Raw genomic sequence first — 15005 nt, forward strand, 5'->3', positions numbered from 1 at the left:
CGGAAGCAGCCTGCCGCATGATCGCGCCACCCATTCTCACCGCGAGCCGGCTTGGGCTTATCGTGACGCCGGACATGTTGCCCGGCGGCGATGGGATCAACATCAACGGGCCGTCGCTGATCGGCATGCCGGACTGGGCGCCGGGGCGGCAGGGCGCCTACTATCTCTATTTCGCCGACCACGGGGGTTCCTATATCCGCCTCGCCTACGCCGATTCGATCGAAGGTCCGTGGCGCATCCATCCCGGCGGGGTACTGTCCCTCGCTCAATGTCCGTTCATCAAAGGCCACATCGCGTCTCCCGACGTTCATGTCGATCAGCGGAATCGCCGCTTCGTTATGTATTTTCACGGACCGGCAAAAGGCGGAGAAGGCCAGACGACCTTTGCCGCGATATCCGGTGACGGCCTTCATTTCAATCCGCTTTCCGAGCCGCTCGGGCCTTCCTATGCCCGGTTCTTCCGCCACGATCAGTGGTGGTACGGTCTTCTCGGGACAGGAGCCATCACCGTCTTCCGCTCCAGGACCGGCATCTCCGATTTCGAACGGGGTGCGGTCGTTCTATCCGGCATGAAGCATCTTCCCACCCCGAGGCATCTTGCACTGCAGAAATCCGGTCGCTGGCTGCGGGTCTTTTACACGCGCAGGGGCGACGCGCCGGAACGGATACTTCACGGCACGATCGATCTCGCCGAGGACTGGAGACGCTGGACGGTCAAAGGCGAGACCGAACTGCTGCGGCCGCAGACGGACTTCGAAGGCGCGGGCTTGCCGGTTTGCCCCAGCCGGGACGGGCCAGCCGAAGGCGCGGAGAACGCGTTGCGCGATCCTGCGATTTTCGAGGAGAGCGGCCGCACCTGGCTGCTCTACGCCGTTGCCGGAGAGAGCGGCATCGCCTTGGCCGAGATCACGTCGAGGGACGTTCCTGGCAAAGCAGACCGGATGCCGGCGACCACTCTACACCGTGGCGCAAGACGACTGTTCTGGCGATTGCGCAAGGCTGCGCCCCGGCTGCCCTCGGCAATGACGTTTCGCAAAAGAATCTTCATTGCCGGCTGTGCTCGCAGCGGAACCACGCTAAGCCGTCGTTTGATGGCGTGTTTCGACGATATCTATGTTCATAGGGACGAAGCGCCGTATCAGGCGCTGCTCGAACTGGATCGCCCCGAAGTCAATCTGGTCGTCAAACGCACCTATGAGAGCCATAAGGACATCGAGCATCTGCCTGGCTCGGTCGGATTGATCTATTGCGTGCGGCATCCTTTCGACGTGCTCACAAGCTCCCATCCAGAGACGGTGAACGAACGGCGTTTTCACGTAACGACCGAGCGCTGGGAGGCGGAGTATGACGGGTTGACGCGCCTTAGAAAGGCTCAACCCGAAAGAGCCGTTTTCTATCTGCGCTATGAGGAATTGATCGCCGAACCCGATATCGTCCAGGGCAGGATCGCCCGGTCGTTCGGTCTGTCACCGGTCACGCTTTACAGCCGCGATGCGGACAATCCGATACGGCCGACGTCGCTGAGAAAATGGGAGCGCAATGAAGAATTCCAGACCTACCTGCATGGCCTGCCAGCGGCGTTCCTCGCCCGCGTGGAGAGCTTCTGCCACGAATTCGGCTACGAAATGCCGGCCTACACCTTGAACGCTGGAACGGCGCGGTAATGCCGGCACAGGCAGCGAGCATCCGGGCCGAGGATCACAAGCGGCGCGTCCTAAAGGACGTGTTCGGCTTCGACGATTTTCGCCCCGGACAGGCCGCCGTGATCGAGGCGCTGCTCTCCGGACGGCATGTGCTGGCGGTAATGCCGACGGGCGCTGGCAAGTCGCTCTGCTATCAGGTTCCGGCGCTGGTCAAAGGCGGGCTCACCATCGTGGTGTCGCCGCTGGTGGCGCTCATGCAGAATCAGGTCGCCGCCTTGCGCCTTGCCGGCGTGGCCGCCGACACGATCAACTCCTCGTTCGACCGCGATGCCAATGTCGCTGCCTGGCGCCGCGTGGCGTCCGGGCAGACGCGGCTGCTCTACATGGCGCCGGAGCGGCTGATGACCGAGCGGATGCTCGAAGCCTTGTCTCGGCTCGATGTCGGCCTGATCGCCATCGACGAGGCGCATTGCATCTCGCAATGGGGACCGGCCTTCCGGCGCGAATATGAGGATCTGTCGCAGTTGCGCGGCGTGTTCCCGCAAGTGCCGATCATCGCGCTGACGGCGACGGCGGACGAGGCCACGCGCGCCGACATCGAAGCGCGGCTGTTTGCCGGGCGCGCCGAAATTCTGGTGCTGGGCTTCGACCGGCCCAACATCAAGCTGGCGATAGAGCCCAAGCAGGACAGCAAGCGCCAGCTGCTGCGTTTCATCGAGCGTCACCCGGGCAAGAACGGCATCATCTATTGCCTGTCGCGCCGCAAGACGGAGGAAATGGCGGCTTTCCTGGAGAAGAACGGCGTGCGCGCGCTCGCCTACCATGCCGGCATGAGCAAGGAGGCGCGGGAGGCGAACCAAAACACCTTCATGAGCCTGTCGGGCGTCGTCATGGTGGCGACCATCGCCTTTGGCATGGGCATCGATAAGCCCGACGTCGCCTATGTCTTCCACACCGATCTGCCCGGCAGCCTGGAGGCCTATTACCAGGAGATCGGCCGCGCCGGTCGCGACGGCCGGGCGGCGGAAGCGCATATGCTCTACGGCGCCGGCGACATCCGCACGCGCCGGATGTTCATCGACGACGAGGATACCTCGCCCGAGCACAAAAGACGGGCGCATCGCCGGCTCGACACGCTGATCGGCTATTGCGAGACGGCGCAGTGCCGGCGCCAGGTGCTGCTCGGCTATTTCGGCGAAGAGGCGCAAGCCTGCGGCAATTGCGACAACTGCCTCGACCAGGCGCCGCGCGCCGATGGCGGGGCGGAGGCGCGGATCATCCTCGCGGCCATCGCGCAAAGCGGGGAGCGCTTCGGCGCCGCCCATGTCATCGATATCCTGCTCGGCCATGAGACCGAAAAGGTGCTGGCCAGAGGCCATCAGCAGCTCGCCAGCTTCAGGACCGGCATCATGCACCGGAAGCCGGTCTGGCTGTCGCTCATCCGGCAACTTGTCGCCGGCGGCTTCCTGGTGCCGGATCCCGACGGCCATGGCGGCCTCGCCATCTCGGAAAGCGGCCGCGCGCTCGGCCGCGGCGAGGTTGTGTTCGAGTATCGTGTCGAAGGTCGGGACCGTCTGGCGCGCGGCAGGAAGCGTGCCGCGCAAGGCTCTGCCACGGGCGAGGGCGTGGACACTTCCTTGCTGGCCGCGCTCAAGACGCTGCGGCTGCGGCTCGCCAAGGAACGGCAGGTGCCGGCCTATGTGGTGTTTTCCGACCGCACCCTGATCGACATGGCCGAGCGCCGTCCGCGCGACCTCGACGACTTCGCCGAGGTGAACGGCGTGGGTGCAGCGAAGCTCAAGGAGTTCGGCGAGGCGTTCTTGAGTGCGATCGCGGCGCACCCGTCAGAAAGCTGACAACACGCACATCTCAGCCTACTGCCGCCGGAGTCTGCCGCTTAACCCACCCCTTGGACGGCCTGAACCATGGCGTTTACGGCTTCAACGGGCTGCAGGCCAGCTTCGCGCACCAGCGTGCGCCAGGTGAAGAAGCTCAGCGCCACCCGTAGCAACGCTCGCTGGCTGCCGCCAAGGCCTTCGCCGAGCACCCCCTGGCAGGTCGCGAAATACGGGCCGATGCTCATCTCGACAGCCTCCCGGGTTGGCGGGTGATGTTCGGCGTCGCGCAACACGCTGGCCACCACGCTTTCATTGCGCCCGTACCATTCATAGATCGCCAACAGCGCGATCCGCATCCGTTCGCCTGGGTCGGCCACAACTCGCCACGGCTCAGGGCTCGGCAGCGGATGCGTCTCGATGTGCGTGCTCGAGCAGGCCTGCAGCAGGCTGCGCTCGTCGGGGAAGTGGGCGTAGAGCGTGTGTCGCTGAACGCCGGCACGCTCGGCGACCAAGCTGAAGGTCGTTGCTGCGGGACCAACGCTACCGTGCAGGTCGATCGCAGCTTCGACGATGCGCCGCCGGGTTTCGGCCTGCTGCTCGGCACGGCGTTTAAGGGTGTATTTGCGGGTCATGTATTTAAATGCACATGAGTGTGCACCCATTGTTGACAGGGCTCTAATATTTCGCTACACACATATGTACTTCGATTTTGATCGAAGTCCAGCCCTGGGTAACCGGGAGAGGGAACGCAACTATTGTTTTGGAGGAGATTCCATGGAAACGAAAATCGACGAAATCGCCGAGGGCATCTACCGCCTATCGACCTATGTACCGGATATTGCTCCGCCCGTCGGCTTCACCTTCAACCAGTTCCTGGTCATGGGCGATGAGCCGCTCATGTGCCACACCGGTCTGCGGAAGATGTTCGCGCTCAACCGCGACGCGCTTGCCCGCATCATCCCGCCGGAGCGTCTTCGCTGGATTGGATTTGGCCATTTCGAATCCGACGAATGCGGCGCCATGAACGAATGGCTCACCGTTGCGCCGCAAGCAACGGCCGCGCACGGACAGACAGGCGTCTACGTGTCGCTCAACGATTTCGCGGATCGTGCGCCGCGGGTGCTGAAGGATGGCGAGGTGATCGACATCGGCGGCGGCAAGCGCGTGCGCTTCATCGATACACCGCACACGCCGCATGGTTGGGACGCCGGCGTCATGTACGAGGAATCGACCGGCACCCTGCTCTGCGGCGATCTGTTCACCCAACTCGGCAACGACCGCGCGCTGACCGACGGCGATGTTGTCGGCCCGGCGATCGCCGCCGAGGATCTGTTCAAATATTCGGCACTCAATCCCGGCATGGGCACGACCATCCGCGAGCTTGCCAAGCTCGCGCCACGCACTCTGGCGCTCATGCATGGCCCGTCATTTTCCGGCGACGGGGCTGCGGCCCTGCGGGCGCTTGCCGAGGACTACGACCGCCGTGTCTCGGCTCAGATGGCCGAAGCCATGCAGAGGCTGGCAGCATGAGCGCGCCCGTAGAGGGCACAAAGACGGACTGCCGGATCACCGGCGTTTGCGGCCGTCAGGGGCGCACCTGCCCGAACGCCGGCTTCCTATGCCGCATCCTGCTTCGGGCTCAGGATGTCAGTCCTGCGAAGGGCGCCGCGCGAATGCGTAACCTGAAATGAATGAGCGGCCTCCTTCGCCAAGGCTTCGGAGGCCATCTTCGCGAAGGATCGCCCCGATCCTACCAAACTCGAAGAGCGAAGCGGGATGGAGCCGCCCGATGGATCAGGCGGCGACCACCTTGAACTCAACCCTGCAATCGCCTTGAGCCGGCTAACGCCAAAGGCACACCCGGACGTCCCTCCCGATATAGCACGCGCCTTCGCGGCGAAGCTCTCCCCAATCGCCTGCCTCGCCGTGCGTGTCGCGAATATCAGCGTTGCCGTAGCCCGCCCAAAGATCGCCGTCCTTGTAAACAACCGCCCAGTAATCTTTCGACATTTCACCGGCCCCGTTATGCGTGTCGGGATAGTCGATGCCCGCAAAAACCTGACGAGGCCCCTGGACATTGAAATCGCCACCCTTCTCGATTTGGTAGGAGCATCTTCCGGAGATGCGGGTCTCGCCGTGAACGACAAGCAGGCAACGGCCCCATTTATAGCCGCTCGGCAAACGATGCTGCGGTTGCGCATGCGAAGGCGAAATGGAAAACGCAATTGCCAGGGCAACCGCTATGGTCGACCCGGCCGACAGGCGGCCCAAAAACCGGCCGGACCCTGTTGGATTCCACCCAGAGCGCATATCGAACGGCCCTCCGCAGGTTGATCCCCTGAGATCACATGACTATCGACTACGGCCGGATTTTTGTCACGCGACTGTGTGCTGCTTCGCGGGAGATCCGGATACTCTTGGGAAGCTAGCGGATGCCACCGCTGGGCCGCACGATGATCCGGCTCACAAGACGATGCTCGTCGCGCACCGGTCCCGAATGGCCTGGTCATTTGCGCTTAACTGGTAGCTTGAGGGATCGCGTAATAAAACACGAGCCAAAGAACTAGAAGAGTTAAACCAAAAAGCACTGCGTTAGGTGTATTGTTGTAGAAAAATATCTTCGCATAGAGTGGTATTTTTCCTATCGTTGTCAATCCCGGAAATTCCTCAGGGCGTTCTAGCTTATATAGATCGTAGTCGATATCATCGTGGTTTACCGAGTATTTCTGGAGAACTGAGTTATATCTTCCCGAAAAAACAAGAAAATCTTTATCAGATATCACCTCTGCCTTTATCTTAAGCTCGCGGCGTAATTCGTTTATCTCCAAAGCACTTCTATGGTACTGTTCGGCTTTGACAGTGTTATTGCTTGAGTACTGCAAAAGTGATGATATTAAAATTACGACCGACAGCACTACGGTGAATAGATTCAGGTGGTCTGTTACGGGCACCGGAAGTTTGATGAAATAAGGCAGTACCGTCAAGGCTATCACGTAGGCGGATGTCATTGCTGTAAGAAACGTGAGCCGTCGATCATGCTTTTCCATTCTTTTTCCTGCGTTAAAGCGGGAGCCCGCTGTCATTTTCAAGGAGCGTAGCAGGTCCTTCGTTGTATCCTTCATGACACCCCTCTTCCCAATATGCTCACCGTGCTCATTACTTATTGTTACGCTTGGTCCCGCAGTTCCCGTCTACGAAAATGAATGGGGACCGTTACAACACTAGACGGGCGAGGGCTAAGCCTCAAACGTCCGGCACGATGGTTTGCCCCCGAAGCGAGAGCGTGTCGGCATCGTTTGTGTGTCGAAACATCTTATTCTGTGGGTCATATTCAAAGCGGCTGTGTACCCGGCCATCTAATTGGACCAATTCGAGGCGGTTGCCTACGATACGCCACGCATGCTCGTTCTTGTTGTTGCCCTCGACAATTGTGCCATCTTCGTGAAAGCGTATCCGCTTTGATCGGTTAGGCGGAGCGAAAAAGAGGCGGTAGGCTTGCCCCAAAAGTAGAGAGCGCATGTCGCCTTCAACTGCTATTTTTTGTTCGTTGGGTGGAACCATCGCCCTTTTTATTCGATTGCAAGCCGGCCCCAGTGCGGCCACCAGGTTGCCATCGACGCGGCTGTCGTCATAATCGGCCGTTGTCACCCCCAGCAGATCGGTGGGGAAATGGAGTGCTCTTTGCGAACGAGGCTTTATTAGGAAGCAATTGTCTCTCCCGATCCGGCCTATAAACAATCCCAGCTCGAACAGCACGTTGTCCCGTACTGCTTCCCTTTGCTCTCCGTTCTTCACTAAGGTGTCATCCCCCCTGAAAATAAATGCGGCGGCATCAAAGCGACTCAAGGCCTGATAAAGGGCCTCGATGCTGGTCTTGTTCAGTTCGAAAACGCCTTGGGACCAAACCGTAACTTCAAGATCGTGCTCAAGGTTCTCTTGCGCTGCATAGGCAGCGTCCAATCCTCCAACGGATGAGCCGACAAACAGTCGCTTCTTCAATGCTCGCTCCCCCTTAAGTCGCGCATCATTCTCGCATAAACCCGTACCAGAGATAATACGTATGGATACTTCTAGACTGCTCATCTGGCGACTCCAAGCGCATAGAATGACGCCAAAAGGCTCATGTTGCGTTTTAACGACTGTGCTGGAATAGGGTCCGATGGTTGGCGTCAATTGCCGTGCCTACAGGACAGGTCCTATGGGCCGGTTGCAACTGGGTAAGTTCCGCGCCAGGCAATGGCGGGCCATCGACATCTGTCAGTTCTGCCGGCTATGACTTGTCCAGTGGAGGGACACGCGTGCCGATACCTTCTTTCACAATCGACGGGGTTTTGCCACCTTACGTCGGTCCGCACGGACCAGGAGGGGCGCCTGAGGACCTCAGTCCATACGAGGTTTCGTCCGTCGAAGTGGTCACTACGTTTGGAACCACAGATAACCGGCGAGATATCCTGCGGAAATGGCTCGACCACCGAGGGCAACTTCGAGCCGCAGGGATCGTTCAGGGTTTCCAGTGGTTGGACGGTAGTTTCCTGGAAGCGAAAGAGCCCAACGATCTTGACACGGTATCGTTCATCTACCGGCCTTTGCATGCCTTGCAGTTGGCGAACTGGACTAGGTTCCTAGCGGCTCATCAGCACCTCATTCACCGCGGTCAGGTTAAAATGAATTTTCGGTTGGACGCCTTATTTGTTGAGTTAAACGGGCATCCCGAAACGATTGTGGAGGCGGGCCGGTACTACATGGGTTTGTTTTCTCATCGGAGAGGGGACGATCTATGGAAGGGCATGTTAAAGGTTAGGTTGGAAAATGCGGCGGACGACACAGACGCAGTTGCGATCCTGGGGCCTGCCCCGGCTGTCGGAGGACCGTAGTCCATGAGCGCAATTAGAAAGTTGGAACGAGACCACGCGAAGGCCGATCGAGCGGCTGTTGTGGGTTTACTAGATCGCATTACGGAAGCCGACGTGCTGACACGGCTTAGCCTCGAATCGCGACTTGAAGAGCTCGACGCACAGATAGCTGCGGAAGCCCAGGCGCCGCCGGAAACATACGCGTCGGCGGCATTATTTTTTGGCGGTCGCCCGGTTGTTGGGTCCCGCGGCGTCGAGGCAGAGTTCGGCGCAGGCGCTGTTGCAACCTTTCAGGACCTCGTCGCTAAAGTATTGGCAAAAAACACCTCAGGCTTAGGGCTTAAAGGCCCAGTTGCAAACAAATCCGCGGCAGCGATGCATATCACAAACATCGTTCGAGGTTCGTTCGGATTTCTGTTGGAAGAGGTGCGAGACCAAACTCAGTTGATGGACACCAACCTGAAGGAAGCCGTCGAGGAGGCCTCCAAACTACTTGATGTGTTTGGCGAAGCCGATGAAGAGCGGTTCCAAGCGGCGATTGTGGAGGCGGATCAACGCATCATAGCGACTGCGCGGGACTTCTTCGAGCTGTTGCGACAACATGGAGCGACTTTGCGTATGGTCGCTGGAGAGAAAGAGTTTCAGTTCGGCGCTGATGCTGTAGGACGCGGGGCCGAGAGGGCGAGTGGCACATCTATTGAGGAAGAGGAGGTCAGTTTAAATGGTCAGCTATCCGGTGTTCTGCCGGGGGCTCACCAATTTGAATTCCGAGCAGTAGGAGGTGAAGCCCTGAAAGGACGGGTCGACCCTGTTTGGACAGCAACTGATCTTGAGCGATGGAACAGAGAGTTGGTCGGGGTCGATTCAACGATGAAAGCGTCGGTGAAGCGGGTGCTTCGTCACGGTCAGATAGCACGCGAAAACTATGTTCTGAAAGGTCTGAACCTTAGCAGCGAGCGCGGGGTCGGTGCCTGAACTATCCCGGTTGCCGTCAAGCCGCTTGTGAAAAAGTGCCCCGGGCGCATAGCCAAATGGCACCGTTACGACGAACTGCGCTTGCACAGAAGCAGGATGGCGGAGAGGGAGGGATTCGAACCCCCGATACCCTTGCGAGTATGCCGCATTTCGAGTGCGGTGCATTCGACCACTCTGCCACCTCTCCGCGAGGTCATGGTCGGCCGTTGCCGGCGCGGCGCACTAGATAACGGCTGACTGCTCCGGTTACAAGGCCCTATTCGCCCGATTTCCAGCTTCCGCAAAAAGCGATTGCGACGGGACGGACCGATATTTGCCGGCAACGTCGCTCGCGGCCTCTCCAAGGACAAGACCGCTTGCCTGTCGCTTGCCTTGACTCCGGCGCAACCTTCGGTTAGGGACAGCCCGCATTCGGCGTGGAGGCTCTTCCGCGCCGCTTGTTTTTTGAACCCGCAGACTGACAAAAAGACGGCCGAACCGCCCGAGGCGGTTCATCGAGGCCGACCGAACAGCGAAAGGCAAAAAATGTTCGCAGTCATCAAAACGGGCGGCAAGCAGTATCGCGTCGCCGCCAACGATCTCCTGAAGATCGAGAAACTCGAAGCCAAGGTCGGCGATATCGTCGAGATCGGCAATGTGCTCGCGCATGGCGAGGGCGAGAATGTCACCTTCGGCGCGCCGTTCGTCGATGGCGCTCTGGTCACGGCGGAAGTCGTCGAGCAGGGCAAGAACCGCACCGTCATCGCTTTCAAGAAGCGCCGCCGCCAGAATTCGCGCCGCAAGATCGGCCACCGCCAGCTTTTGACCACCGTCAGGATCGCCGAGATCCTGCTGGGCGGCGCCAAGCCGTCGAAGAAGGCCGCCGCCAAGGCAGAGGCCAAGGCCCCCGAAGCCAAGGCGGAAGTCGCCGCCGAGGCAAAGGCCGAAGCCGCTCCGAAAGAGGCCAAGGCCAAGAAGGAGCCCAGGTCTGACGCCGCTTCCGGCGAAGAGGCAAAGGCCGCGCCGCTGTTCAAGGCGCCGAAGGGCGAGCCGGACGACCTGACCGTGATCAAGGGCATCGGCCCGGTCGCGGCGAAGGACCTCGCCGAACAGGGCATCGTCACCTTCGCGCAGCTCGCCAAGCTCACCGACAAGGATGTCGCCAAGATCGACGAGCACATGCCGTTCAGCGCCGACCAGATCAAGGACTGGCGCGAGCAGGCCAAGGAACTGGCGAAGAAGTAAATTTTCCGGCGACGATCGTCGCCGGTACGGGACTTGAAACGGAACGCGAACGCGTTCATAAGACCATTCAAGCGCCTTTGGGCGCATCGGAGTTAGTCAAATGGCACACAAGAAAGCTGGCGGTTCGTCGCGTAATGGTCGCGATTCGCACTCCAAGCGTCTGGGCGTGAAGAAGTTCGGCGGCGAAGCCGTCATCGCCGGCAACATCATCATTCGTCAGCGCGGCACGCAATGGCATCCGGGCACCAATGTTGGCATGGGCACGGACCACACCCTTTTTGCGCTCGAAGCCGGCGCAGTCACCTTCAACAAGAAAGCCAACGGCCGAACCTACGTATCGGTGAACCCGATTACCAAAGCAGCGGAGTAGCCGGTTCCGCACCATAACACCGGCGCCCATCTCGGGAACCGGTGTCTGGCCAGGCCAGGAAAAGGATCAGGAGAGATGGGCTTGCCCTCTCTCCTTTCATTTTTCTTGCCCTGGAGGACTAAAATGGTTGCCGAAGCGGAAGACACCGAAGACGAAAGTTACGCGATCGATTGCCCGGTGCTTGCCACGGAGCGGTTGCTCATGCGCGCCCCGTGCGAGAGCGATCTCGAACAACTCGTCACGCTTGCCGACAACCGACATGTCGCCGAAATGCTGGCCCGCATGCCGCATCCCTATGGCGAAGCCGAGGGCCGCACCTTTCTTGCCATGGCGGCGTCGCGGCGCGCCGGGATCGTCTATGCCCTGACGCTCAAGGACGCCGGCACCTTCGTCGGCTGCGCCGGCCTCAACACCACCGACCGCGGCCTGGAACTGGGCTACTGGATCGGCGAGCCCTATTGGAAGCGCGGCTATGCCACCGAGGCCGCGCACGCCCTGGTCGACCTCGCCTTCCAGCGGACCTCGATCCAGGTGCTCCATGCCTCGACCCGGGTGATCAATCCGGCCTCGCGCCGGGTCATCCACAAATGCGGCTTCCAGTATGCCGGCCAGGGCATGCTGAACTCGATCGTCGCCGGCCAGGTGCCGGTCGAGCGTTACCGGCTCGACAGGAAGACGTGGACCAGTCTGAGGAATTGGATTCATTTTTGACGATTGCTTCACAGGGCTGGGCAAGCGCCCCCTCACCCGGATTGCCAGCCGAATTGCGAAGGGCAATTCGGGGCAATCCGACCTCTCCCCAAGGGGAGAGGAGCAGGTAAGCGCCGGCGCCAATCTCGTCTGCCCTCGGGGAGAAGGTGGCCGCGTAGCGGCCGGATGAGGGGGAGTTCAGAGTTCAGCCCAGCTCGGCCCAGAGCGGCAGGTGGTCGGAGCCGACGGCGTCTCGGTCGGACCACAGGCGCTGCAGCGATCTGGCCAGCGAGGCGCTGGTGAAGATGTAGTCGATGCATTTGTACCGGCTTTTGTCGCCGGGGCGGTCGGGGTCGACCCAGGTGACGAGGTCGGCCACGGCAAGACGCTGGGCGACGTCGACGGCGAGATCGGCGGTCAGCGGCATGCCGAACTCATGGTCCGGGCGGCCGGCGAGTTCGACATATTCGGGCGAGCCCGGCAGCATGTTGAAGTCGCCCATGACGACGAAGGCTTCCGGATAGGGCAGGTCCGGCAGGCCGATCTCGGGAATGCCCGACAGGCCGCCGCCTTCCAGCGCATAGTTCAAGAGGCGCTGGCGCAGGAAGCGGATCTGGCTCTGGCGTTCGACCGGGCTGCGGTGGTCGAGATGGGTGGAGTAGAAGCGGATGAAGCCGAGCGGCGTTTCGATCAGCGCTTCGAGCGCGCCGCGCTGGAAATTCATGGTCTCGAGGCTGCGGCTGCGCGGCAGAAGGAGATTGCGCGACAGATGAACGGGCGTCTTCGACAGCACCATGTTGCCGAGCTGGAAGGAGGTCGAGATGGCGCGGCCGTTCTCCAGGCGCGAGCCGATATTGACCTCGAAATTGCTGCCATAGGCGGCAAAATAATCGGGCAGCGCCTCGCTGATCTCGGCCACCATGTCGCGATCGCCGTTGCGCGGGTTGTTGCGGGTCACCTCCTGCAGCGCGATGACGTCGGCGCCGCGCACCGCATCGGCGATGCGGCCGACGTCGTATCTGCCATCGAGGCCGATGCCGTACTGGATGTTGTAGGTGACGATCCTCATTCCCGCGCCCTTTCGCCCCTGCCAGTGCTACCGCGTGCCCGCCGAAGGGCATCCGGCGCTTTAGTCGCAATTCGGCCTCGCCCTCGGCCCTGCCTTGGTTTAGAGCAATCCCGCAAGTGCAATAGCAGAAACTTGAAACGATGAAATTTCTCGATCAAGCCAAGGTTTACATCCGTTCCGGCGACGGCGGCGCCGGTTCGGTGTCGTTCAGGCGCGAAAAATTCATCGAGTTCGGCGGACCGGACGGCGGCGACGGCGGCCGCGGCGGCGATGTCTGGGTGGAAGCGGTCGACGGGCTGAACACACTGATCGACTATCGCTACCAGCAGCACTTCAAGGCCAAGACCGGCACGCACGGCATGGGCCGCAACATGACCGGCGCCAAGGGCGCCGACGTGACGCTGAAAGTGCCGGCCGGCACACAGATATTTGCCGAGGACAATGAGACGCTGATCTGCGACCTGACCGTGGTCGGCCAGCGCTTCCTGCTGGCCAAGGGCGGCAATGGCGGCTTCGGCAACCAGCACTTCAAGACCTCAACCAACCAGGCCCCGCGGCGCGCCAATCCCGGGCAGCCGGGCGAGGAGCTCAGCATCTGGCTCCGGCTCAAGCTGATCGCCGACGCCGGCCTGGTCGGCATGCCCAATGCCGGCAAATCGACCTTCCTTGCCGCCGTTACCGCGGCCAAGCCGAAGATCGCCGACTATCCGTTCACCACGCTCTATCCCGGCCTCGGCGTCGCCCGCATTGACGGCCGCGAATTCGTGCTCGCCGACATTCCCGGCCTGATCGAGGGCGCGCATGAGGGGGTGGGCATCGGCGACCGCTTTCTCGGCCATGTCGAGCGCACGCGCGTGCTGCTCCACCTCGTCTCCGCGCAGGAGGAAAACCCGGGCAAATCCTATAAGACGGTTCGCGCCGAGCTCGATGCCTATGGCAATGGGTTGACGGACAAGGTCGAGATCGTGGCGCTCAGCCAGGTCGACATCCTCGACGCCGACGCCCGCAAGAAGAAGGCGGCCTCGCTGAAGCGCGCCGCCGGCCGCGCGCCGATGCTGCTTTCGGCCGTCACCGGCGAAGGCGTCGAGGCCGTGCTGCGCGCGCTGATGGCGGTGGTCGCAGAAGCGCGCGATGCCGTTGCGGCTCCTGTCGACACGCGCTGGCGATAAGACACATGAAATCGCTGAAATCATACCGGCGCATCACAGTGAAGATCGGTTCGGCGCTGCTCGTCGACCGCACGACCGGTTTGAAGCGCGACTGGCTGACCTCGCTTGCCGGCGACATTGTGGTGCTTGCCGATGCGGGCGCCGAAGTGCTCGTCGTCTCCTCGGGAGCCATCGCGCTCGGGCGCACCATTCTCGGCCTCGGCAAACGCGCGCTGAAGCTCGAGGAGAGCCAGGCGGCGGCCGCCGTCGGCCAGATCGCGCTTGCCGGCGCCTGGTCTGACGCGCTCGGCAAGGACGGGCTGAAGTCGGGCCAGATCCTTTTGACCCTCGGCGATACGGAGGAACGCCGCCGCTACCTCAATGCGCGCGCGACGATCTCGACGCTGCTCAAGATGAAGGCGGTGCCGGTCATCAACGAGAACGACACGGTTGCGACCTCCGAAATCCGCTACGGCGACAATGACCGGCTGGCGGCGCGGGTGGCGACGATGATGGGCGCCGACCTGCTGGTGCTGCTTTCCGATATCGACGGCCTCTACACGGCGCCGCCGGCCAAGGATCCGCAGGCGAAATTCATCCCGGTCGTCGACCGCATCACGCCGGATATCGAGGCGATGGCGGGGGCCGCGGCCTCAGAGCTGTCGCGCGGCGGCATGCGCACCAAGCTCGACGCCGGCAAGATCGCCAATGCCGCCGGCACCGCCATGATCATCACCTCTGGCACCAGGCTGTCGCCGTTGATGGCGATCGAACGCGGCGAACGCTCGACCTTTTTCAGGCCGAGCCCCAATCCGGTGAAGGGTTACAAGACCTGGATCGCCGGGCAGCTCGAACCGGCCGGCCGGCTCACCGTCGATGCCGGCGCCGTCGGTGCGCTCATGTCGGGCAAGTCGCTGCTGGCTGCCGGCGTCAAGCTGGTCAGCGGCAATTTCTCGCGCGGCGATACGGTGGCGATCCTGTCGCCGGAGGGCCGCGAGATCGCGCGCGGGCTGGTTGCCTACGATGCCGCCGATGCCGTAAGGATCGCAGGCCTGAAGACGGCCGAGATCGAAAATGTGCTCGGCTACGAGGCGCGATCGGCGATGATCCATCGCGACGACCTTGTGGTAAGCGTTGCCGGCGACCAGGTATTGGCCGACGACTAGAGCAATTCCAGTAAACGTGTGAAGCGGTT

The 15005-nt window shown here is 61.5% G+C and carries 15 protein-coding genes and 1 tRNA gene; 10 read left to right on the forward strand and 6 right to left on the reverse strand.

All coding sequences use genetic code 11. The features are described from left to right. Nucleotides 1–74: 74 nt before the first annotated feature. On the forward strand, nucleotides 75–1664 hold the full coding sequence (locus LB528_RS14255) for a hypothetical protein (protein WP_224715274.1): 1590 nt from the start codon (nucleotides 75–77) through the stop codon (nucleotides 1662–1664). Continuing rightward, a complete protein-coding gene (gene recQ, locus LB528_RS14260) occupies nucleotides 1664–3499 on the forward strand; it encodes a DNA helicase RecQ (RefSeq protein ID WP_224715275.1) in 1836 nt (611 codons plus the stop codon). The genes LB528_RS14255 and recQ overlap by 1 nt, the downstream gene beginning before the upstream one ends. 41 nt (nucleotides 3500–3540) lie before the next feature. Here the strand turns inward: recQ and LB528_RS14265 are convergent, their stop codons facing one another. Beyond that, entirely contained in the window at nucleotides 3541–4113 is a 573-nt protein-coding gene (locus tag LB528_RS14265; RefSeq protein WP_224715276.1) for a TetR/AcrR family transcriptional regulator, read from the reverse strand. 142 nt (nucleotides 4114–4255) lie between these two features. Between LB528_RS14265 and LB528_RS14270 the strand changes: the two genes are divergently transcribed. After that, nucleotides 4256–5011 carry an MBL fold metallo-hydrolase gene (locus tag LB528_RS14270; protein ID WP_224715277.1) on the forward strand — a complete coding sequence of 252 codons (756 nt, stop codon included), beginning with the start codon at nucleotides 4256–4258 and terminating at the stop codon, nucleotides 5009–5011. Between the two features lie 312 nt (nucleotides 5012–5323). On the opposite strand, the gene LB528_RS14275 is transcribed toward LB528_RS14270, so the two are convergent. The 3 genes from LB528_RS14275 to LB528_RS14285 form a co-directional block, all read right to left on the reverse strand. Further along, a complete protein-coding gene (locus LB528_RS14275; RefSeq protein WP_224715278.1) occupies nucleotides 5324–5752 on the reverse strand; it encodes a hypothetical protein in 429 nt (142 codons plus the stop codon). A 245-nt stretch (nucleotides 5753–5997) separates the two neighbouring features. Then, nucleotides 5998–6603, reverse strand: a complete 606-nt coding sequence (locus LB528_RS14280) for an SLATT domain-containing protein (protein WP_224715279.1) — start codon at nucleotides 6601–6603, stop codon at nucleotides 5998–6000. Between the two features lie 121 nt (nucleotides 6604–6724). Continuing rightward, nucleotides 6725–7480: a TIR domain-containing protein gene (locus LB528_RS14285; RefSeq protein WP_224715280.1), complete on the reverse strand. Its 756-nt coding sequence runs from the start codon at nucleotides 7478–7480 to the stop codon at nucleotides 6725–6727. A gap of 299 nt (nucleotides 7481–7779) precedes the next feature. On the opposite strand from LB528_RS14285, the gene LB528_RS30565 reads away from it, so the two are divergent. Both LB528_RS30565 and LB528_RS14290 read left to right on the forward strand, forming a co-directional pair. After that, the gene (locus LB528_RS30565; RefSeq protein WP_411962174.1) at nucleotides 7780–8355 is read left to right on the forward strand and encodes a DUF6932 family protein; all 576 of its coding nucleotides are present in this window, start codon (nucleotides 7780–7782) and stop codon (nucleotides 8353–8355) included. A gap of 3 nt (nucleotides 8356–8358) precedes the next feature. Further along, nucleotides 8359–9309, forward strand: coding sequence for a hypothetical protein (locus LB528_RS14290; protein WP_224708134.1), 951 nt, complete (start codon nucleotides 8359–8361; stop codon nucleotides 9307–9309). A gap of 97 nt (nucleotides 9310–9406) precedes the next feature. On the opposite strand, the gene LB528_RS14295 is transcribed toward LB528_RS14290, so the two are convergent. Continuing rightward, nucleotides 9407–9496: transfer RNA gene (locus LB528_RS14295), tRNA-Ser, on the reverse strand. 338 nt (nucleotides 9497–9834) lie between these two features. Between LB528_RS14295 and LB528_RS14300 the strand changes: the two genes are divergently transcribed. From LB528_RS14300 to LB528_RS14310, 3 genes are all read left to right on the forward strand, one after another. Continuing rightward, entirely contained in the window at nucleotides 9835–10533 is a 699-nt protein-coding gene (locus LB528_RS14300) for a 50S ribosomal protein L21 (protein WP_224715281.1), read from the forward strand. Between the two features lie 100 nt (nucleotides 10534–10633). After that, nucleotides 10634–10903: a 50S ribosomal protein L27 gene (gene rpmA, locus LB528_RS14305; protein WP_095767205.1), complete on the forward strand. Its 270-nt coding sequence runs from the start codon at nucleotides 10634–10636 to the stop codon at nucleotides 10901–10903. A gap of 123 nt (nucleotides 10904–11026) precedes the next feature. Then, entirely contained in the window at nucleotides 11027–11614 is a 588-nt protein-coding gene (locus LB528_RS14310) for a GNAT family N-acetyltransferase (protein WP_224715282.1), read from the forward strand. A 184-nt stretch (nucleotides 11615–11798) separates the two neighbouring features. On the opposite strand, the gene LB528_RS14315 is transcribed toward LB528_RS14310, so the two are convergent. Continuing rightward, nucleotides 11799–12662, reverse strand: a complete 864-nt coding sequence (locus LB528_RS14315; RefSeq protein WP_224715283.1) for an endonuclease/exonuclease/phosphatase family protein — start codon at nucleotides 12660–12662, stop codon at nucleotides 11799–11801. Between the two features lie 140 nt (nucleotides 12663–12802). On the opposite strand from LB528_RS14315, the gene obgE reads away from it, so the two are divergent. Both obgE and proB read left to right on the forward strand, forming a co-directional pair. Further along, complete coding sequence (obgE, locus tag LB528_RS14320) at nucleotides 12803–13831, forward strand: GTPase ObgE (RefSeq protein ID WP_224715284.1); 1029 nt, start codon at nucleotides 12803–12805, stop codon at nucleotides 13829–13831. 5 nt (nucleotides 13832–13836) lie between these two features. Further along, on the forward strand, nucleotides 13837–14976 hold the full coding sequence (proB, locus tag LB528_RS14325) for a glutamate 5-kinase (protein WP_224715285.1): 1140 nt from the start codon (nucleotides 13837–13839) through the stop codon (nucleotides 14974–14976). Nucleotides 14977–15005: the final 29 nt, after the last annotated feature.

It is taken from the genome of Mesorhizobium sp. CA4, from assembly GCF_020165075.1.
Classification (GTDB): Bacteria; Pseudomonadota; Alphaproteobacteria; order Rhizobiales; family Rhizobiaceae; genus Mesorhizobium.